Here is a 21,323-nt window from a genome sequence, read left to right as displayed (position 1 = left end):
ATTAACTAATAATAATATGGACTAGACATTATAGATAATGTTAATCCAAAAAATGCTAGTATAAATATTAATATAGGTACTAAGAATGTTAAGACAATTGGTAATACTAAGTTAGTACCACCTTTAGATAATAGTACTCTATGTTTTATATCTTCTTTAAGACCATCAACAGAACTTAATTGTTTTTGGACATGTTTTAAATATAAGCTATTCCCATATAAGCCACATACAATATATGTTCCTATATTTAAAATCCAGCCTAAGAATGGTATACAAGCGAATATTATATTAGCTATTATTAGCCCCACTCCATATCCATACATTTTTCTATAGAATAGCCAATTTGATGTTAAAAAGAATGATGCCCAGTTCCAAGATGTACTTTTTTCTAATTCTTGCATTTCTTTAAATTTGGGTATGTAATACTCAGTGTTTTTTTGAATGAAATTTATCATATCATCATTTTCCCAATCTGCCTTTAAAGCACCATCCCCACTTATATCAGTGAACTTTTTATAAGTTTCATTGTTAGTAATAGTATCTTTAATATTTGTGGTAGCATCTTTTATTGAATCTTCAATAGATTTTAAGCTATTTCCACAGTTCGAACAAAACTTGTCCGATGGTGAATTTTTATGTCCACATTTAGAACAAAATACAGTTTCATTATTTTTTTCCATTGTACTCCTCCTTATAAAATTTATTTTCGACCTAAAAATTAAATAATTTCCCCTATAAAACATATTTCACAGGATAATAACATTATTAGACTTATGGTAACAAAACAGTTTAGATTATAATATAAAAGCTTATTATTTTCAATGATAAATATCCATGAAATGGAATTTAAAATTTGATATGAATATTATTTAATTAAAAACTACAAAGTAAAGAAGATTGACTATTTACAGTTTGGGGTATTAGAATAATCTTATATTAAAGGAAAGGATTAAAGTATGAAAAAAATATTTAAATTATTAAGCTTATCAATTTGTATTTTATTGATTGCAGCATTTTTTGTTGGATGTAGTAAAGATTCATCTCAACAAATCAGTTTTCTTAATTATGGAGAAAATATAGACAAAGAAACATTAAAAGAATTTGAGAAAAAATATGGTATAAAGGTCAATGTTGAAACATTTGATGATATGGAAACAATGTATCAAAAAATTAGCAAAGGTGGAGTTAAATACGATGTTATTTTAGTATCTGATGCTTTAATGCCAAGGATGATTAAAAAAGGACTTATACAAGAATTAAATAAAGAAAATATACCTAATATATCTCAAATGGATAAGGATTATTTAAATCTTCAAATAGATCCAGGAAATAAATATTCAGTACCTTATATGTTTGGAACAGTAGGTCTTATTTATAACAAAGATGTAGTTAAGGAAAAAGTAGATAGCTGGGATATTTTATGGGATGAAAAATATAAAGATAAAGTATTTATGTTTGATACTTATAGAGATACTATGGGAGCTGCTTTAAAGAAACTTGGATACTCTTTAAACTCGAAAAATCCAAAAGAAATAGAAGAAGCTAAAGCATTATTGATAAAACAAAGAGAAACAGTAAATCCTATATATGGTGTGGACAATGGAACTACAATGATTCCAGCAGGTGAGTCTGATATAAATATGATATGGTCAGGAGAAGGGTTAAATCTTCAAGATGAGAATCCTAATTTAGTTTATGTAGTCCCTAAAGAAGGAGCAAATTTCTGGATAGATAGCTTATGTATACCTAAAAATGCTGAGAATGTTGAAGGAGCAGAGAAATTTATAAACTTTGTTAGTGATAAAGAAAGTGCGTTGAGAATAGCGGATGAAATTGGATACACTACTCCAAATAAAGAAGCTAGATTAGCTCAACCAGACAATGTGAAAAATAATCCTAATGCATATATGCCTAAAGAAATAATGGATAGATGTGAAATCTATGAAGATTTCCCAATGGATGTTAAGAAAATGTATGATAATGCATGGGTAAATATAAAATCAGATAACTAATAAAAAAGATCTCCTAGGAGATCTTTTTTATTAGTTATTGCTAAATTTAATTTTATATAAATTTAAAATAGATATTTTCTATAGCAATTTTAATTAGGATAATAGATTTAGAAATCAAAAGATGGTATAATTTACTAAAAATTACCAAAATAAGCAAAGGATTGCGAGGAGACAAAATGGCATATAAATGGACTGATGATTTACTAACTGGTAATATACAAATTGATACAGAACATAAAGAATTAATAAAAGCGATAAATGATTTATTAGAAGCTTGCAGTAAAGGTAAGGGTAGAGCTGAATTAGAAAAGACAGTGAAATTTTTATCTTCTTACACTAGAACGCATTTTGGGCATGAAGAAGTTTTACAAAAAAAATATAATTATCCTGATTACAATAATCATAAAAAGTATCACCAACATTTTATCGATACTGTTGATAATATACAGAAAAAGCTCTTAGCAGAAGGGCCAAGTATTGTCTTAGTAGGTGAAATTAATAGTAAGGTTGCTAATTGGATAATTAGTCATATAAAAAGAGAAGATGTAAAGGTTGCAGCACATATAAGAAATAATTCTAAATAATTAAAAGGAGGGTGTATTATTAAAAACATATATCCTCCTTTTTCATTTATTTTATCAGTTTATATTATGTAAGTTTACATAGTGATATAATATTAAAAAATGATTTAGATAACAAAAGGGAGGATTATTTTATGGATAAACAATTTACGAATCTAAGTAATGGAGTAAAGATACCTCTTGTAGGATTTGGAACATACAAGTCAGGTAACGATGAAGATACATCTGAAATAGTAAAGAATGCTCTCGAAATAGGATATAGAATGATAGATACAGCTTCATTTTATGGGAATGAAAAAGGCATAGGTAAAGGTATAAAAGAGAGTAAAATAGATAGAGAAGAAATATTTTTAGTAACAAAACTTTGGAATGAAGATCATGGATATGATAGTACTATTAAAGCTTTTAATAAGTCATTGAAGAATTTAGATGTAGACTGTATAGATTTATATCTAATACACTGGCCAAATAAATTAAATGCTGAAACATGGAAAGCTTTTGAATATTTATATTCTATAGGAAAAGTTAAAGCTATAGGAGTTTGTAATTTTAAAATAAATCACTTAGAAGAGTTAAAAAAGAGTGCAACTATAATGCCAATGGTAAATCAGGTTGAGATTCATCCGTTCAGTGTTAAAAATGAAATGATTAACTATTGTAAAGAAAATGATATTCAAGTGATTGCATGGAGTCCTATAAGCAGGGGAAGAATATTTTTGAATGATTTAATGATTAACTTAGAAGAAAAATATAATAAAACAATAGCACAAATAGCATTGAGATGGCATATTCAAAAAGGCATTATACCTATTCCAAAGTCATCAAATGAAAATAGAATAAAAGAAAATATAGAAGTTTTTGATTTTGAAATTTCTACTGAAGATATGAGAAAAATTGATTTACTGAATGAAGGATATGATATATCTGTATCGAAACCACCTATAAATACTACATATAATGATTAATTATATTTTTATAAGATTATTTCCCGGGACAACATATAAATTTGAGTAACAAAAAATCTGAAACTCCATATAGAGTTTCAGATTTTTTTGTATATATTTTATAAAATTTTACATTTAATTATCATCTTTTTCTAATATGGATTTTTTACTTATAAATATTCCAGCAATAAAGCAAATCAAAGCTATAAACACTAAAGCATAGAATATATTATGGACACCATTAAAAAATGCTTCCATTATTTGATAAGTGCTAGCTCCAGAAGAATATATATTATCTGCAGTTACATTTGAAATATCTGAATTTTTAAAGTAAGAAGATATACTTGAGTTCATTAATCCTCCGAATACACTAACTCCTATTGTTTGACCAAGTGTACGAATTAATGTATTTGTTGATGTTGCAGCTCCTCTTTTTTCATAAGTAACAGCATTTTGGATAAGTATTATAAGTGTATTAAGTACACCTCCAAAACCTGCACCCATGATGAAAATTATAAGAATTAGATAAATTAAATTTGTATCTGGAGTAGTAAATCTAAGCAAATAACATGTTATTGCTAAGATTAAAATAGACCCTAGGATAACTTTTTTCTCACCAAATTTCTTAAATAACTTTACTAAAATAAAAGAACTTAAAAGCCAAGTTATAGACATTGGAGCCATTAAAAGTCCAGAAGTTTTTGCGCTATAACCCATAACATTTTGAGTGTATAACGGCATGTAAACCTCTATAACCATAAGTATAACAGCTACAAAGAAACCTATTAAATTTAGTAAAATTGTATCTTTTGAAAATATATCAAAAGGAACAATAGGTTCTTTTGATTTTTTTTCAATTAAGTAGAAAATTACAAGGGAAACTATAGTTAATATAGCATATATAATTTTTGTTGAACTAGACGTAGTAAATACACCTAATAATATTGAAACTATAGATATTGTTAAAAATATTGATCCGAGATAATCAATTTTAGGATTACTATTTGATAATTTTTCCTCGAAATTTTTATTAAGAAGGAAAATAGATAAAATACCAAAAGGTATATTAATAAAGAATATCCAATGCCAAGATAGGTAATCTATGAAAAATCCACCTATAAATGGGCCAAGTAGACTAGAAACACCCCATACTGTGCTTAGGCATCCTTGAACCTTAGAACGTTCTTCTAAATCAAATACATCTCCAACAATTGTGTATGTTACTGTTAGTATAGAACCGGCACCAATACCTTGTATTGCTCTAAATGCTATTAATTGAATCATACTTTGGGAAAATCCACATAAGGCACTACCTATTAAGAAAATTACTATACCAATAGAAAGCATTTTTTTTCTTCCATAAAGGTCAGACATTTTTCCATAGATAGGAGTGGAGACAGCTGAGGTTAAAAGATATGAAGAAAAAACCCAGCTCATAAGATTATATCCATTTAAACTTTTTGCTATTGTAGGCATAGCTGTAGTTACAACAGTACCTTCAAATGCAGCAAGAAACATAGAAACCATTATTGCTATAATTATATTCCGCTTTTTTTTGCTCATAAAAAAACTCCTTTCTCAATTGTTACAAAAGATAAAATACCCATGTTATAGATTATATAACCTGAGTATTTTATCTTTACATTATACTACACAAAAAAACTTCATTAAACACAAAATCTGTAAATATTATTATATTTAACAAATTAGGAATATTATTTTTGATATTGTTAAATATAAATAAACAAGCAGTCAATCGATTTAACACAAATTTAACTTAGTGGTACAAAATGCTAAAATTATGTTAAATTTTTCAGAATAGTTGATTTATTTAGTAAGTTTAACATATAATTAAGTAATTTAATAATTAGATATAGCCTATAAAATTAATACAGGGGGTTTTTATGAAAAAACAAAGTGTAGATACTGTAGTTGTAGGGTTTGCCTTATTCGCCATGTTCTTTGGGGCAGGAAACTTAATATTTCCACCATATTTAGGAGTTGTATCTGGAGAGCACTGGATGTTAGGTTTCAGTGGATTTATTATCGCTGATGTAGGATTAGCTTTATTAGCGATATTAGCAGCTGCTAAATGTGATGGAGACATAAGTAGGGTTTTATCAAGAAGTGGGAAAACATTATCCATAATACTAGCAACAGCAATTATGATTTGCTTAGGACCACTTTTAGCTATACCTAGAACAGGAGCAACAACATTTGAAATGGGAATACAACCTATTTTTGGAGGTTTTAGTCCGATATTATTTTCTATAATATTTTTCGGATTAACACTGGTACTTACAATAAAACCATCTAAAGTTGTAGATATAATAGGGCAGTACTTAACACCAGCATTATTAGTAGCTTTAATATTTCTAATTATAGTAGGTATTGTATCTCCTCTTGGAAATTTAAATGAACCAGCAACTATAGATGCAATATTTGCAGAGGGTATAGGGCAAGGATATCAAACAATGGATCCACTTGGAGCTATAGCTTTATCAGCAGTTGTTATAATGTCACTTGTTGAAAAAGGATATACTGAGGAATCTGACAAAATTAAATTAACTTTACGAGCTGGTTTAGTTGCAGGGGTAGCATTAATTATAGTATACGGAGGACTTACTTATTTAGGATCTTCAGTTGCTCATCAATTTAAAGGTGTAAACCCAAGTGATATAAATCAAACAGCTTTAATCGTAAATATAACAGAGCAATTATTAGGTCAACCTGGTAAAGTTGTATTAGCTATAATTGTAGCACTAGCTTGTTTGACTACATCTATAGGTCTTGTTTCAGCTACAGCTCAATATTTTACTAAACTATCAAATGGAAAAGTAAAATATGAAACTATCGTTATTGGAGTATGTATATTCAGTGCAATAGTAGCAAACTTTGGAGTTAGTACAATAATAAAATTCTCAGCACCTATATTATCAATTATTTATCCAGCTACAATAGTATTAGTATTAATGACTTTATTTAATAATAAAATTAAAAATGATAATGCATTTAAATGTGCAACTTATGTAGCTTTAATAGTAAGTGTACTTACAGTTCTAAGTAGCAAGGGTATAAATGTTCCATTTGTAAATGAATTACCTTTTGCAAAGATAGGGTTTAACTGGATAGTACCAGTTGTAATTGCAGGTATAGTAGGAAACTTTATACCATCAAAACAATCAAATAAAGCTCAATAAATAAAAATAAAAGAATATCTAATAAAATAGATATTCTTTTTTATGTAGTTTATAAAAATATATTAATTAATAATGAGTCCTTTGTCTTGACAAGATATTTTTTTATATATAGGATAAACTTATAATCTAATAAAAAAGGTGATAGCATGAAATATAGAAAAGATAAAGGATTAGCCTTTTTGATAAATGCGACAGACAAAATTATAACGAATAATTTTGTAAGAAAGCTAAAAAATAACGGAATAAACATTACTTTTGAGCAGTTTACTATATTAACTATGCTTTGGGATAATGAGAATTTATGCCAATATAATTTAGCGCAACTTACAAATAGAGATCAAGCAAGTACATCTAGGCTGATAAATACTTTAATAAAAAATGAATTAATAATAAGACAATGTTGTCCTTCGGACAAAAGAATAAATCGTATTAAGTTGACTGAAAAAGGGGAACTTTTGAAGGAACCTGTAGAGTCTATAGCTAGAGAATGTTTTGAAGAGGCGGTTAATGGAATTTCTAAGGAAGAAATAGAACAAGGGATGAAGTTTTTAACAAAGATAGCTGAAAATTTAAACAGTATTAATACTAAATAATAAAAATAGAATAGCTTCAGCTATTCTATTTTTATTTTGACTATTTTTTAGTTTAAGATAGATTTTAATTTATCAGCACTTTTAATTATATCTTCTTCACTTAATAAATGAGTTGCGTAAAGTACAAAAGCAGGACGATAGTTCATACCAGTGAATTTTGCCATTGCTTCATATGTTTTAGTTAATTCACTTATAGTAAAGTGTTGCGCTCCACCAGCTTGGTAAGATTGTTCTTGACCACCAGCTGAAATTACTAATCTAAATTCTTTTCCATTTAAATGATTTCCATTAGGCCCATGAGAGAAACCGAATGCAAATACAGAATCCATCCATTGTTTTAGTAACGAAGGTGCATTATACCAGTGGAATGGGAATTGAAAAACTACTCTATCATGAGCTTTAACTAATTCTTGTTCTCTTTTTACATCTATTTTGCCATCTGGGTAAGATTTATAAATTTCATTTATTGTTATATTTTCACTACTTTCTAAGTTATTTTTCCAAGCTTTATTTACTTTTGATTCATCCATATTAGGATGAGCTATAATTACTAATGTTTTCATTTTAAATGTCTCCAATCTTATTTTAAATTAATACTTGTTTATGCAAGTAATTTATATTGGATATTATAAAACTAAATACTTGTTTATGCAAGTACTTTTTAAAAAATAAAAATATTAGCATGAATTAAAGTTAATATTTTAAATTATATTAAAATAACATATTACATAGGGAGTACATTTTGAACGAAAAACTTTTTTAGTTAATTTATTATGGATTTTGACAATATAGCACACATTTCGATATGGATACATATTATAAACTAGAGGTTCTTTAATAAGAATTTCTTAATATTATACTATGGAGAGATATAAAGATGATTTATTCAAATAAATGTCATAAATGCTATGATTGGTATGAATGGAATAAATATTATAAATGGCAAAATTGCGACGAATGTTATGGATATGAAAATTGCAATAAATGTCATGAATGCAATAAATGGGACGAATGCGATAAATGTCATAAATATGATAAATTCAAGCAATGTCATAAATGGGATGAATGGGATGAATGTGAAAAATGCGAAAAGTTTCATAATTGGAACCAGTGTAAGAAATGCCATAAATGGGATGAGTATAAGGAATATCATAAAATGCATGGATGCAATAAATGCTATAGATAATGAAACTGTATAAGTTTAATTAAAAATATTATAATTAAACTTATTAAGAACTATGATGATAAAAATCATAGTTCTTTTTTATGTATATATTTGTATTTTTATTTAAAGCACTATTAGGAACATTGGTTAGGTATTAAAAAAAAGGGATACTTTTAAATAATATTAAACATTATATATAAAAAGCAGTAATCTCGATTAAGAGATTACTGCTTTTTATTAACTTTGCTCAAAATTTATGCATGTGTATAAATCAAAATTTACCAATAATGTTTCTTTTGAATTACAAATATAAAAGTTTATATTATCTGTAAAGCTATTAAGAGAAAGCGTATCATTTGAAATATATTCAGGAATAAATATTTTTATTTCATAAGAGATATTGTATTGTATAAAATCATCTTCATTGTAGTGAATATGAAACTCTACAACTACAGTTGCATAAAGGTAATAACCAGATACAATTTGACCTAAATATTCATCATATACAACTTTAGATTTATCTATATAATAATCTTTTATGCTGACATATAAAAAAGTTTGATCTGTATCGACATATTCTATCTCATCATCAGAACATATAATATAAAGGCATTGTTTTATATTTGTAACACTACAAATTATATCAATAAAACCTGCGTTAACGTCTAAAACGAAAGGATTATCATCTGTAAGTGTTATATTTTTTACTACGCCCGTACTTGGATCAGGTTTACTTCCATCAGGATTTAAGTTTTGAATAGTATATTCAAATCCTAAAGGAGGAATAAATTTAACATAATAAGTTTTATTTAAAGGTAGATTTGAAAATAAATAGTATCCAGGTTTTCCTAGAGTATCGTTATTGGAGATAGATGTTGCAATAGGCAAAGCTTGCGGATTTAGCGTAGGGTCTACGTCATAAAGATATACTGTAGCGTTATTTATTCCATTATCAACTAATGGATGGAATATTCCATTTTCAAGCACATCATGCCATGTAAAGGTTCCAATTTTTCCAGGAAATACAGGGTTTTCTACTGTGATACCAACTTTTTCAGGTTCTACTGGTAAAAAGTTAGTTAAAGCTCCAAATTGATTTATATAAGAACCTCTAAGAGCAAAACTGTTCCAAGCCACCAAAGGAGGATCTGTAGTTGGGATACCCACTGGAACTTGAGCTTTTATTGACAGAATAACTGATTGACCTGGTTTTAAAGGAGATCCAGAAATAATAAGTTTTATTGATTTTACTTGATCAATAGGATAAGGAGCTATAGAAGTCCAATCATTTACAGTTCCTATAGTATTATTATTTGCACCAAATCTTACAGGATTATAACTTTCTGAATATTGTATTTGAACTGTAGGTGTTGGCATTAAAGGATCTGTACTAGTTACAGTTATATCTGGCATATCTGTAAGAAACACTTTAAAGTCAGATTTTCTAGGATCATTAATTAGTATTACACCTGTATCTCCCACATGAGGAAAAATATCTACTACCTCTAATTCTTGTAGATTAAGGTTTCCTGTATTTGAAAGTGTAAGTTTATACTCTAGAGTTCCTCCATTGAAAGTTTTTCCTTTTTGGGGGAATTCAGTATAATCTGAATCAAGAGCACCTTTAACTTTTTTATCAGAAGCTAAACTATTAATAAAGGAAATATTTGTATTTACTGTATTACTTATAAAAGGGATAGCAGGATCAGCATTGTTTGATGCATAGATTTCTCCATTGTTAGAGATAACTCCAGTTGCTCCAACTTTTACTTTTACATTGAAATCTATAGAAACATTAGAATTTTGTTGGAATACAGTTGGAGAAGTAATGGTAAATGTTACTAATGTTCTACCAGAGCCCATATAGTTTGGAGTAAGGGCAACATTATATGTTAGAGGCTGAGAGCTACCTCCATCTCCATCAAAGTAATTATAATATGTTGAATTTATAGTTCCTAATGGTGATACATACTCTACTTCTTCAGGTAACAAATCAGTTAAAACTGCATTGTTAATTGTGGAGTTTCCAGAATTAAAAATTAATCTATAGGTAATTATATTTCCAGGAATAACTGCAGCATTAGTACCCACCCTGAATTTACGTAAATTTAAAGAAGCATTACCGTTTAGTATTGTAGACTTTGTATCTGAATCAGAATAAGGTCCAGGACCTTCAGTCCAATTTATACTTGCAGTATTGTCTATAGTTGATCCAGCAGCTGAAGGATTGATAGTTCCATCTATTCTAGGTAAGTTTAATGGCCTTACTCCTGAAGTCCAATCAGAGAACCTAAATCTAATATTTGTTATTTTAGGAGAAGTAGGTAGAGGAATCCACTGACCTATAGCTGGATCAAATGTTAATGGTGGTACTGGAAACCAAGTACCTTGGTTATCAGTACTATAATCTATTTGTAACGTTCCTGTAAGTAGATAGTCTATGCTACTTATACCATATCTTCCAGTAAATAATCTATTTGGAGTAACTTCCAGAGGAATTGTATCGATAACAGTTACATTTGATAAGTCTTGGTTACCATTATTACTAAAATTTAATGCATAACTAATTTTATTATCAGGAGCAACTGTAGTTCCGTAAATAGGAGCAAATTTAGTTATAGAAGAAGAATATATTGCGCCTATAATATCTGTAGTTAAAGTAACTTCTTTTTGTTCAGTGCCATCTATAGACCAATTTACTTTATTTTCAATTTGATCAGTTGAAATAGTTGCATCTACTAAAGTAGTTATTGTAATTCTATAATCTGTGCCACAATATGGTCCTAATCCAGATAAATTAAATACAACAGGATTGTTAAAAGGTGGACTAAGGGTTTTATCATATTTAGGATCTTGAAATGGCGCAGGTGATACATCTTCCCCAACTGGAGGGAACAACGGGTCTATTGAAATTCCACTTGGTAGTAAATCAGAAATAACAACATTATTTATACATGCTCCTTTATCTCCAAGATTTTTTAAATCTATTACATATACAAGTCTGCTTCCAGGACCAGGATTTATTATCGGAAGTCTTTTTACTTTACTAATTTCAAAATCTGCAATAGCAACTAAATTTATTGGGGGAGAATCTGCAGAAAGATTTGTTACTTTAGATTCTTGAGTAACAGTTAAATCTACACTATTTACAAAAGAGCTATTATTAGGTGCAGATAATGCAAATTTACATTCTAAATCGAATACATAAGCAACTCCAAGGTTTGTTATGGAGCCAAAATCAAATTTTATATATGTTCCAACTCCAGGAACATAGTTTGTAGTTATATCTTTAATTATTCCACCTACTGGAGGGAGAGTTATAATTTCAATGTCCTCAGGGATTAGATCAATTATATAAGCATTGAGTATAGGCCCGAAATCTCCCAATCCACTAAAGGAGGCATTTATTGTGTAGATAAAAGTTTCTTCATAATTTACTGTACTTGGGGTAACTGATTTACTAACTGTAGCGGCTATTTCTGGGTGTAAATTAAAATTATTTTCATTCGTATAAATTTCTATATTTATATTTATTGCTTCCATTTTAACCACCTTCTAAATTATTTTGTATATTTAATATAAGTTATGATTATTAGTTGAGGAATGACATTAAAAATATAATTATTATAAATTATAAAGAATTTTTAACAATGAAAAATTTTTTTAGGAAATTTTAAGTTTGTTTATATAATATTGATTTCGAGCAGATAGGGGGTGAAATTATGAAAGAAAAAAAGTTTAGACATGAAATTAAACATTATATAAACACATCAGATTACTTAGCTATTAAAAATAGGTTAACTCAAATAATGAGTTTAGATAAGAATGCTAATGAAAAAAAGGAATATAAAATTAGAAGTCTTTATTTTGATAACTTTAGAGATAAAGTTCTTATGGAAAAAATTAATGGAATAAGTGTAAGAGAAAAATTTAGGCTAAGATACTACAATGATGACCACTCTTTTATTAAGCTAGAGAAAAAGTCAAAAGTCAATGGGCTATGTTCTAAAGATAGTGAATTAATAACTAAGGAAGAGTGTGAGAATCTGATTAAAGGAGATATAGATTTTTTAATCAAAAGCAATAAGCCTTTATTTATTGAATTTTATTCGAAAATTAAGTCAGAAATGTTGAGACCTAAAAGTATAGTTGATTATACAAGAGAAGCTTATGTATATAAGATGGGAAATGTAAGAATAACATTTGATAAAAAAATTAGAACAGGAATTCAAAGTACTAATTTTTTTGATAACAATTTACCCACTATAGGGTCTATAGATAAGGATGTAATAGTTTTAGAAGTGAAGTTTGATGAATATCTACCAGAGATAATACAAGATATAATACAAACTAATAACCGTAGAGCGACTGCTATTTCAAAATATGCAGCATCTAGAATATATGGATAAAAATTAGGAGGAAAAATAATGTCTAATCAAACAGTAAATTTTAGTGATATTTTTAAATCAAGTTTTATTGAAAAAATGACATCAATATCATTTTTAGATATGTTAATAGCGATGTCACTTGCATTTGTGTTGGGGTTATTTATAATGCAAGTTTATAAAAAAACATTTAAGGGAGTTATGTATTCATCCACATTTAGCATGTCTTTAATGGCTCTTACATTAATTACAACATTAATTATATTAGGTGTTACATCTAATGTAGTACTTTCATTAGGTATGGTTGGTGCGTTATCTATAGTTCGTTTTAGGAGTGCAGTAAAGGAACCTATGGATATAGCATTTTTATTTTGGTCAATTAGTGAAGGAATAGTATTAGGAGCAGGATTAATACCACTAGCTGTGTTAGGAGCTATTTTTATAGGGATTATAATGGTTCTATTTGCAAACAAAGAAACAACTGATAATCCATACATACTAGTTGTAAACTGTGATAGTGACAATAGTGAAAATAAAATATTAGAAAAAGTAGGAAGTAGTGTAAGTAAGTATTGCGTTAAGTCTAAAACTGTTTCGCCAACAAATGGAATAGAGATGACTGTTGAAGTTAAGTTAAATAATATTACAACAAACTTTGTAAATGAAATATCGTGTATAAGTGGAGTTTCGAATGTAGTTTTAGTAAGCTACAATGGAGATTATATGGCTTAAAAGCAATAGTATACTAACTTATTGCAAATAAGGTGGTGAAACAAAATGATAAATGACAAACAAAGTAAATATATATCTGTAATAAGTATTATATTATCTGTAGTATTTATTGTAGTGTCTATATACATACCAAAAAATAAAACTGATATAGAAACTATTTCTAATACAGAAGATGTTTTAGATAAAAATAGTATAACTAGTATAGACATAAAAATTAAAGAAAGTGATTGGAAATGGCTTTTAGAAAATGCAACAAAAGAGGAATATAAAAGTGCGGATGTAATTATAAACGGAGAAACGTTTAATAATGTTGGAATAAGGCCTAAGGGCAACTCTAGTTTAACTTCTGTGGCAAATGATAGTACTACGGATAGATACAGTATAAAAATTGATTTTGGACAGTATGTTGATGGACAAACATATCATGGAATTAGAAAGTTAGCTTTAAATAATAATATATCTGATGCTACTTATATGAAAGAAGCTATTTCTTATGATATATATAACTTTTTAGGCATAGCAACTCCAGAATATTCTTATACAGACATAAAAATAAATGGTTCTGATTGGGGATTATATTTAGGAGTAGAAGTTATAGATGAAAGGTTTATTGAGAAAAATTATGGAGAAGTAAGTGGTAATTTATATAAGCCAGAAACAATGAATATGGGCGGTAATAAGGGTAATAATGGAGAAATTCAAAGACCAGAGATGGATGGAAACATGCCTGAAATGGGTGGTGAACCTCCAAGCATGGATGGTAATGTACCTAAGGATGAAGTACCTCCAGCTATGAATGGAGATGATCCTAATATTGTACAAAATCAAAATGTTTCACGTGAAGATGGAGATGTTAAAAATTTAGAAACTAATAAAGGTAACGATGAAAATAATGGTGGAGCGCCTAAGATGGGAAATAAAGATAGCCAAGGTGCAGATTTAAAATATATAGACGACGATATAGATAGTTATTCGATTTTAAGAGATAGTGCAGTTTTTAAAAATACAACAGATAAAAATTTCAAAAATATTATTGATCTAACGGAAAGCCTTAAAACTGGAAAAAACATAGAAAATTACTTAAATGTTGATGAAGTTTTAAAATATTTTGCAGTGAATACATTTTTAGTTAATTTAGATAGTTATTCAGGAGGAATGTATCATAATTACTATCTATATGAAAAAGATGGAGTCTCTGAGATATTGCCATGGGATTTAAACATGTCATTCGGAGGCTTCGCTGTTAAGGATGGAGAAAAAGCTATAAACTTCCCAATTGATTCACCTGTTACAGGCAATTTAGAAGATGCTCCTCTTATAGGTAAACTTTTAGAAAATGATGATTATAAAGAGCTTTATCATAAGTATTTAAAACAAATATCAGATAATTATTTTAGCAGTGGCACATTTAACAATAGAGTTACTCAGATAAATAAATTAATCAGTAATTATGTAAAAAAAGATGCTACGGCATTTTATAGTTATGAAGAGTATAAAACTGGAGTAAGTGAACTTTTAACTTTTGGAAAGGATAGAACTAAAAGTGTTCAAGCTCAATTAAATGGAGAACAGTCATCTACAGAATATGGAAATATAGCAACAACTTTAAACTTACCCTCATTAGGCCAACAAAATATGGGTAAAAATAAAGATATAAATAAAAAAGAGCAAGTTGATGAAAATAATAAAGAAAAGCCTCAAGAGATGATAAATAATGGTGATAAAAATGATGACAAACAGATGATACCTCCAAATAAAAAAAGCAATAATCAAAACAGATGGATTTACTATGGGGTTTCAATTATAAGTTTAATTATATTATTAATTTCAACAATATTTATTGCTAAATATAAAAGAAAAAGATATTAAATAAAGAGCTAGGAGAGTATAATCTTCTAGCTTTTTATTTAAGTTATTTACAATATAAATATAAATTATTATACTGAACTTGGGTGATTTAGAAATGAACTAGGGGGATAAGTGATGTTTAATTTATTTAGTAAAAAATCAGAAAAAAATTTAGAAAAATCTATTGTTAGATATGAAGAAAGATTAAATGATATGGATTTAAGTATAAGGACTTTATATAAAGGACGAATTTATACAAGTTATGTGGATCGTATTAAAGATAAAAAAATCATATTTAGATGTCCTACTGATAGATATGAAATTGTTAGGTTTGAAAATAAAAGCACTATACAAGTAGAGTTAATAAATCAAATTGAGTTATTTAAAACAGAAATATTAATTACTGAAAAAATAATAAGAGAAGATATATCTTTTTATAAAGGATTAATAATTTCTCCAATTGAAAAGAAAGAAAGACGAAAAAATCATAGATTGCCAATAATAATGGACTGTAAGTTTAAAACTGAGGAATTAAAAATATTGAATATGATGCGAATACATTAAATTTAAGTTGTAGTGGAATGCTTATGGAAACTTATGAAGATATGCCCATAAATAAAAAAATAGAATTAAAAATAGATATAGATGGAAAGTTATATAATATACAAAGTGAAATTATAAAGAAAAGAAATAATTATGGAAGTGGGAATTACTTATACAACTTAAAGTTTTATAATTTTAAAACAAGACATAAAAATGAAATTTCTAGATTTGTTTTTGATCATTTAAATTATATAGGTGTTACGAATTCAAAATGTAGAGCTTAAATAATTACTATACAATTTAATTTGGGGGTAATAAAAAATGGAAAAGAAAAAACCATTAGTATTAATAAGTAGATGTATAGAGCATGAACATTGTAGATATGATGGAAGTATGGTAAAAGATAAATTTATAGAAAAACTAAAAGAACATGTTGATTTTATTGACGTATGCCCAGAAATGGAAATAGGACTTAAATGTCCTAGAGAAGCTTTAAGATTAGTTAAAAAAGAAGAAAAAATATTATTATTAAATTCAAAAACAGGAGAAGATTTTACTTTAAATATGAATGATTTTTCTAATAGTTTTTTAAATTCTATAGAAGATAAGAAGATAAATGGAGTTATTTTAAAAAGTAAATCTCCGTCATGTGCTATAAAAGATTGTAAAATTTATAATGATTTTGGAAAAGTAGCGCCTTTACCTAAAAAAGTGAGTGGATTGTTTGCAGGGGATTTAATTGAAAGCTTTAAGGATATTGCTATAGAAGATGAAGGAAGGCTGAGTAATTTTAATATAAGAGAGCATTTTTTAACAAGAATTTTTGTGGATTTAGATTTTGAAAATGTAATAAATAAAAATTCAGTTAAAAGCTTAATTGATTTTCAAAGTGATTATAAGTATTTATTAATGGCTTATAGTCCTTCGAAACAAAAAGAATTAGGTAGGATTGTAGCAAAAGCTAATAAAAAAAATATAGAAGATAGCTTGTTAGAATATAAAACAATATTGAGGAGCGCTTTAAGTAATAGAACAAACAAAGGAAGAAATGTTAATATGCTTTTACATTTGTTAGGATATTTTTCAGATTCATTATCAAAAGAAGAAAAATCTTTTTTCTTAGATTCATTACAAATGTATCAAGAAGAAAAAGTACCTTTTTTAGTACCTTTATCAATTATTAAATCATGGTCATTAAGATTTAATAATGAATATTTATTAAGACAGAAAATATTTAAAGTATTTCCGACGGATTTATTAGAACTTAAAGACTCTGGAAAGTAATTAAAATTTTAGTGATTTAAAATATAGGGTATAAAACAGTTAACTAGAATCACAAAATTAAAATATTGTATAGGAGTAGGTAAAATGCAAATTATATATTTTTTAGTGGCACTTTTTTCAACTATATTAGGTTCTTCAGCAGGTCTTGGGGGCGGTATAATAATTAAACCTGTCTTAGACTCACTAGGAGATTATGCACTTCCGACAATAAATTTACTATCATCTTCAACAATATTTATAATGTCTATAGTAACTGTATTTTACCAGTTAAAGAAAAAAGATAAGATAAATCCTAAAAATACTATAGTAGTTGCAACTGGATCTATAGTAGGAGGAATAATAGGTCAAAAGCTTATGAGTTTTATATTATCAAAAGATATCAATATAGGTTTAATTAATAATATGCAAAGTATAATTATAATAATATTGTTAATATCAGTATTTTTATATATGAGAAATAAAGATAATATAAAATCTTATAAAATCAATAATATTTTATCAATTGGGCTGTTAGGTTTATTCTTAGGTGCAATATCAGCATTTTTAGGAATTGGAGGAGGCCCAATAAATGTAGCTGCATTTACAATACTATTTTCTATGACAGCTAATGAAGCTGCTAGAAATTCAATTTTAGTTATATTTTTTTCTCAAGGATCTAAAATTATTTCAATTGCAGCAACTACAGGATTTTCAAGTTATAATTTGGACATGTTACCATATATGCTTGTAGGAGGAGTATTGGGAGGAATTATTGGATATAAAATAAATAAAGCTGTTTCTGAAAAATCTATAATTAAAATTTTTAATAGTGTAACTTTATCTATAATTTTATTAAATTTATATAATATCTTTAAATAGATTTGTATATTTAGAAATATAATGAATTTATGAGTTAAATAACCGAATATATCGTTTTTTAAGGTCAAATTGGATGAAAATTTGTAAATATGATAAGACTATGATATTATATATACCTATGAATGATTAGGAATAAAATTGTGAACGGAGGAATAAATATGGAAAATTTACCAAATTGCCCAAAATGTAATTCAGAATATACTTATCAAGATGGAAGTCTTTTAGTTTGTCCAGAATGTGCACATGAATGGAATCCAGAAGATTCTGCTGAAAAAGAAGTTGTTATAAAAGATGTAAACGGAAATGTATTAAACGATGGAGATGCTGTAACAGTAGTTAAAGATCTTAAAGTAAAAGGAAGTTCATCTTCTATAAAAATAGGAACAAAGGTAAAGAGTATACGTTTAGTTCCAGATGCAGCAGATGGACATGATATAGAGTGTAAAATAGATGGTTTCGGAGCTATGAAATTGAAATCTAGCGTTGTTAAAAAAGCATAGTTAAAATTAAAAAGCACTAATCTTTTAAGATTAGTGCTTTTTAATGTATAAATATAATAATAAAAATATCACGCTAAGAATTAACTTATAACGCTATTTATATCATTAATATTATATTTTTAGTATAATATAAGAATAAATAAGAATCAATAAAAAATAATAATAAATAATATAAAATAATAATAAATAAAATAAAGAGGTGAAAACATTTGTTTCTAGAGGAAAGATATGAAAATATTGTAAATATAATAAAAAAGAATGGAAGGGTAAAGGTAAAAGAACTATCTAAATTATTTGAGGTTACAGAAGATTGTATAAGAAAAGATTTAAAAGAATTAGAATCTAGAGGATATTTAATAAGAGTATATGGAGGGGCAATTGCTCAAAAAAATCATATAGATATCAAAAACATTGATGAAAGAAAAAATATAAATACTCAAGAAAAAAAATTAATTGCATTAAAGGCAATTGATTTAATAGAAGATAAAGATATAGTTTTTTTGGATGTTTCGACAATCAATTTAGAAATTGCAAAAGAGTTAAATAATATCAATAAAACAATTACTGTTGTAACAAATATGATAGAAATTGTGCTAGAACTAAGAATGAATAATAATATAAAAGTTATCTGTATTGGCGGAGAATTTAATAAAGAAATAGGAGCTATAGTAGGAGCTGCAGCGGATAGATATATTAGAAAATTTGCATACGATAAAGCTTTTATAGGATTAGGTGGAATTAATAAAGAAACTGGGTATGTAAGTACAATATATTTAGAAGATGGAGATACAAAGAAAACAATAATAGAATGTTCAACTAAGATATATTTAGTTATGGAAAAAGAAAAATTTAATTATGATGAATTTTATAAATTTGCAACTTTAGAAGAAATAACAGCTATAATTACAGAAGATAGAGTTATAGATTAACTAAAGGGGTGTTAAATTTGGTAAGTATAAAAATTGACGATATATTTAAATAGTATTTTATTAGATTATACCTAAGGAGGATGAAGTTATGGAAATTTTTGCAATTGGACATTCAAACTACCCTTATGGAAAATTTATTGAGATGATTAAAAAGTATAATATTAACTGTATTGTTGATATAAGAGAAACACCATATTCTAAATATAATGTACAGTACAACAAAGAATATTTTAGAGAAACCTTAAAAAAAGATGGATATACATATATTTATATGGGTGAAGAATTTGGAGCCAAAAGAGGAAGTAAGCAATCATATAACAATGAAGGGTATGCAGATTTTGATAAGGTTGTAAAAGAGGATATATTTTTGAGCGGAGTAAAACGAATCAAAAACGGAATAGATATGGGATATAGAATAGTATTATTAGGAGCAATGCAAGAACCTATAAGATGTCATAGAAGCATTATGGTAGGTAGATTTTTAAAAAATGAGAGCTTAGATATTAAGTACATATTACATGAAGGAACTTTAGCTACTCAAGATGATATAGAGGAAGATTTGCTTAATAAGTATTTTGAAGATAGAAATCAGATTAGTATAGACAGTTTAATAGGTAAAGGACAAAGTAAGCAAGATATGATAGAACAAGCTTATAAGCTAGCTAATAAAGAGATTGGCTATAGAACAGAAGATATTAAGTAAATAAAATATAAGCTGCCTTACTATATTTAATATTGATTATAAAACTTAGAGGCAGCTTATTTAATTATATTTTAAGCGTTATGTACACTTTCTTTACCTATACCTTTTTCGCTTAGTTTTTGTAACATATCTATAGTCATTTTTCTTAAATCATATTCAAACTTGAAGCCCCACTCATTAACTGCGCAAGATGGGTCTATAGAATTAGGCCAAGATTCAGCTATAGATTGACGAACTGGGTCAACGTTGTAGCTAAATTCAAATTCAGGCATATTCTTTTTAATCTCAGCTGCTATTTCTTCAGGAGAGAAGTTCATAGCTGTTATATTGAATGCATTTCTATGAATTAATTTAGAACTATCAGCTTCAAGAAGGTCAACAACAGCTTGAAGAGCATCTGGCATATACATCATATCCATTTTCGTACCCTCAGCTATAAAGGATTCATATTTTTTATTTTTTAAAGCTTCATAGTATATATCAACAGCGTAATCAGTTGTTCCACCACCAGGAGGAGTTACATATGATATAAGTCCTGGGAATCTTACACTTCTTGTGTCTACTCCGAATTTATGGTAATAATAATCAGATAATAATTCTCCTGAAACCTTAGTTACCCCATACATAGTATTTGGTCTTTGTATAGTATCTTGAGGAGTTAAATCTTTTGGAGAATTAGGTCCAAATGCAGCTATAGAGCTAGGTGCGAATAGTGTAGCACTAGTTTCTTTAGAAACTTCTAAAGCATTTACTAAACCACCCATATTTAATTTCCATGCAAATTGAGGTTTTTGTTCTCCTACTGCAGATAATAAAGACGCCAGATGTATTATAGTATCTGCATTGTGTTTTTTAGCTAGTCTTCCCATAGCTTCAACATCCATAACATCTAAAGTTTCAAATAAACCATTATTTACAACTTCACTTTCTTCTATTGAGCGAACATCAGTAGCTAAAACATTGCTCACTCCATATTCCTTTCGAAGTTTTGATGTTAACTCAGAACCTATTTGACCAAGAGCTCCAGTAATAAGAATTTTTTTCAT

21 protein-coding genes are annotated in these 21,323 nt (G+C 27.5%); 16 read left to right on the top strand and 5 right to left on the bottom strand.

The annotated features are described in order from the left end of the window. Nucleotides 1-5: 5 nt before the first annotated feature. Complete coding sequence (locus KXZ80_RS15725; protein ID WP_021434297.1) at nucleotides 6-680, bottom strand: zinc-ribbon domain-containing protein; 675 nt, start codon at nucleotides 678-680, stop codon at nucleotides 6-8. Nucleotides 681-956: 276 nt separating this feature from the next. Here KXZ80_RS15725 and KXZ80_RS15720 point away from each other — a divergent pair, with 276 nt between their 5' ends. From KXZ80_RS15720 to KXZ80_RS15710, 3 genes are all read left to right on the top strand, one after another. Continuing rightward, entirely contained in the window at nucleotides 957-2,012 is a 1,056-nt protein-coding gene (locus tag KXZ80_RS15720) for an ABC transporter substrate-binding protein (RefSeq protein ID WP_021434296.1), read from the top strand. Between the two features lie 176 nt (nucleotides 2,013-2,188). Beyond that, complete coding sequence (locus tag KXZ80_RS15715; protein WP_021434295.1) at nucleotides 2,189-2,596, top strand: bacteriohemerythrin; 408 nt, start codon at nucleotides 2,189-2,191, stop codon at nucleotides 2,594-2,596. A gap of 131 nt (nucleotides 2,597-2,727) precedes the next feature. Next, nucleotides 2,728-3,558 (top strand): aldo/keto reductase, encoded by an 831-nt coding sequence (locus tag KXZ80_RS15710; RefSeq protein WP_021434294.1) that lies wholly within the window; start codon nucleotides 2,728-2,730, stop codon nucleotides 3,556-3,558. A 114-nt stretch (nucleotides 3,559-3,672) separates the two neighbouring features. Here the strand turns inward: KXZ80_RS15710 and KXZ80_RS15705 are convergent, their stop codons facing one another. Further along, entirely contained in the window at nucleotides 3,673-5,100 is a 1,428-nt protein-coding gene (locus KXZ80_RS15705; RefSeq protein ID WP_021434293.1) for an MDR family MFS transporter, read from the bottom strand. Between the two features lie 341 nt (nucleotides 5,101-5,441). On the opposite strand from KXZ80_RS15705, the gene brnQ reads away from it, so the two are divergent. After that, complete coding sequence (gene brnQ, locus KXZ80_RS15700) at nucleotides 5,442-6,737, top strand: branched-chain amino acid transport system II carrier protein (protein ID WP_021434292.1); 1,296 nt, start codon at nucleotides 5,442-5,444, stop codon at nucleotides 6,735-6,737. Nucleotides 6,738-6,883: 146 nt separating this feature from the next. Continuing rightward, nucleotides 6,884-7,330 (top strand): MarR family winged helix-turn-helix transcriptional regulator, encoded by a 447-nt coding sequence (locus KXZ80_RS15695; RefSeq protein ID WP_021434291.1) that lies wholly within the window; start codon nucleotides 6,884-6,886, stop codon nucleotides 7,328-7,330. A gap of 47 nt (nucleotides 7,331-7,377) precedes the next feature. Here the strand turns inward: KXZ80_RS15695 and KXZ80_RS15690 are convergent, their stop codons facing one another. Further along, nucleotides 7,378-7,893 carry an NAD(P)H-dependent oxidoreductase gene (locus KXZ80_RS15690; protein ID WP_021434290.1) on the bottom strand — a complete coding sequence of 172 codons (516 nt, stop codon included), beginning with the start codon at nucleotides 7,891-7,893 and terminating at the stop codon, nucleotides 7,378-7,380. A gap of 314 nt (nucleotides 7,894-8,207) precedes the next feature. On the opposite strand from KXZ80_RS15690, the gene KXZ80_RS15685 reads away from it, so the two are divergent. Then, a complete protein-coding gene (locus KXZ80_RS15685; RefSeq protein ID WP_119472429.1) occupies nucleotides 8,208-8,516 on the top strand; it encodes a hypothetical protein in 309 nt (102 codons plus the stop codon). 216 nt (nucleotides 8,517-8,732) lie between these two features. On the opposite strand, the gene KXZ80_RS15680 is transcribed toward KXZ80_RS15685, so the two are convergent. After that, nucleotides 8,733-12,038 (bottom strand): SdrD B-like domain-containing protein, encoded by a 3,306-nt coding sequence (locus KXZ80_RS15680; protein WP_021434288.1) that lies wholly within the window; start codon nucleotides 12,036-12,038, stop codon nucleotides 8,733-8,735. Nucleotides 12,039-12,217: 179 nt separating this feature from the next. Here KXZ80_RS15680 and KXZ80_RS15675 point away from each other — a divergent pair, with 179 nt between their 5' ends. The 10 genes from KXZ80_RS15675 to KXZ80_RS15630 all read left to right on the top strand — a co-directional run bounded on the left by KXZ80_RS15675 (nucleotide 12,218) and on the right by KXZ80_RS15630 (nucleotide 20,277). Then, entirely contained in the window at nucleotides 12,218-12,904 is a 687-nt protein-coding gene (locus tag KXZ80_RS15675) for a polyphosphate polymerase domain-containing protein (protein ID WP_021434287.1), read from the top strand. 18 nt (nucleotides 12,905-12,922) lie between these two features. Further along, nucleotides 12,923-13,612, top strand: a complete 690-nt coding sequence (locus KXZ80_RS15670; RefSeq protein WP_021434286.1) for a DUF4956 domain-containing protein — start codon at nucleotides 12,923-12,925, stop codon at nucleotides 13,610-13,612. Nucleotides 13,613-13,657: 45 nt separating this feature from the next. Continuing rightward, entirely contained in the window at nucleotides 13,658-15,481 is a 1,824-nt protein-coding gene (locus KXZ80_RS15665; RefSeq protein WP_021434285.1) for a CotH kinase family protein, read from the top strand. Nucleotides 15,482-15,595: 114 nt separating this feature from the next. Continuing rightward, nucleotides 15,596-16,024 carry a hypothetical protein gene (locus KXZ80_RS15660; protein ID WP_021434284.1) on the top strand — a complete coding sequence of 143 codons (429 nt, stop codon included), beginning with the start codon at nucleotides 15,596-15,598 and terminating at the stop codon, nucleotides 16,022-16,024. 23 nt (nucleotides 16,025-16,047) lie between these two features. Next, on the top strand, nucleotides 16,048-16,287 hold the full coding sequence (locus KXZ80_RS15655) for a hypothetical protein (RefSeq protein ID WP_021434283.1): 240 nt from the start codon (nucleotides 16,048-16,050) through the stop codon (nucleotides 16,285-16,287). 37 nt (nucleotides 16,288-16,324) lie between these two features. Continuing rightward, nucleotides 16,325-17,287, top strand: a complete 963-nt coding sequence (locus KXZ80_RS15650; protein ID WP_021434282.1) for a YbgA family protein — start codon at nucleotides 16,325-16,327, stop codon at nucleotides 17,285-17,287. 84 nt (nucleotides 17,288-17,371) lie between these two features. Continuing rightward, nucleotides 17,372-18,145, top strand: a complete 774-nt coding sequence (locus KXZ80_RS15645; RefSeq protein WP_021434281.1) for a sulfite exporter TauE/SafE family protein — start codon at nucleotides 17,372-17,374, stop codon at nucleotides 18,143-18,145. 158 nt (nucleotides 18,146-18,303) lie between these two features. Next, on the top strand, nucleotides 18,304-18,645 hold the full coding sequence (locus KXZ80_RS15640) for a zinc ribbon domain-containing protein YjdM (RefSeq protein ID WP_021428057.1): 342 nt from the start codon (nucleotides 18,304-18,306) through the stop codon (nucleotides 18,643-18,645). Nucleotides 18,646-18,854: 209 nt separating this feature from the next. Next, a complete protein-coding gene (locus KXZ80_RS15635) occupies nucleotides 18,855-19,574 on the top strand; it encodes a DeoR/GlpR family DNA-binding transcription regulator (RefSeq protein ID WP_021434280.1) in 720 nt (239 codons plus the stop codon). Nucleotides 19,575-19,662: 88 nt separating this feature from the next. Continuing rightward, the gene (locus tag KXZ80_RS15630; protein WP_021434279.1) at nucleotides 19,663-20,277 is read left to right on the top strand and encodes a DUF488 domain-containing protein; all 615 of its coding nucleotides are present in this window, start codon (nucleotides 19,663-19,665) and stop codon (nucleotides 20,275-20,277) included. A gap of 71 nt (nucleotides 20,278-20,348) precedes the next feature. Here KXZ80_RS15630 and KXZ80_RS15625 read toward each other — a convergent pair whose 3' ends face one another. Further along, nucleotides 20,349-21,323, bottom strand: a complete 975-nt coding sequence (locus KXZ80_RS15625; protein WP_021434278.1) for an L-threonine 3-dehydrogenase — start codon at nucleotides 21,321-21,323, stop codon at nucleotides 20,349-20,351.

Origin of the sequence: Paraclostridium bifermentans, assembly GCF_019916025.1 — a bacterium.
GTDB lineage: Bacteria > Bacillota > Clostridia > Peptostreptococcales > Peptostreptococcaceae > Paraclostridium > Paraclostridium bifermentans.
This window is presented reverse-complemented; position numbering and strand designations above follow the sequence as displayed.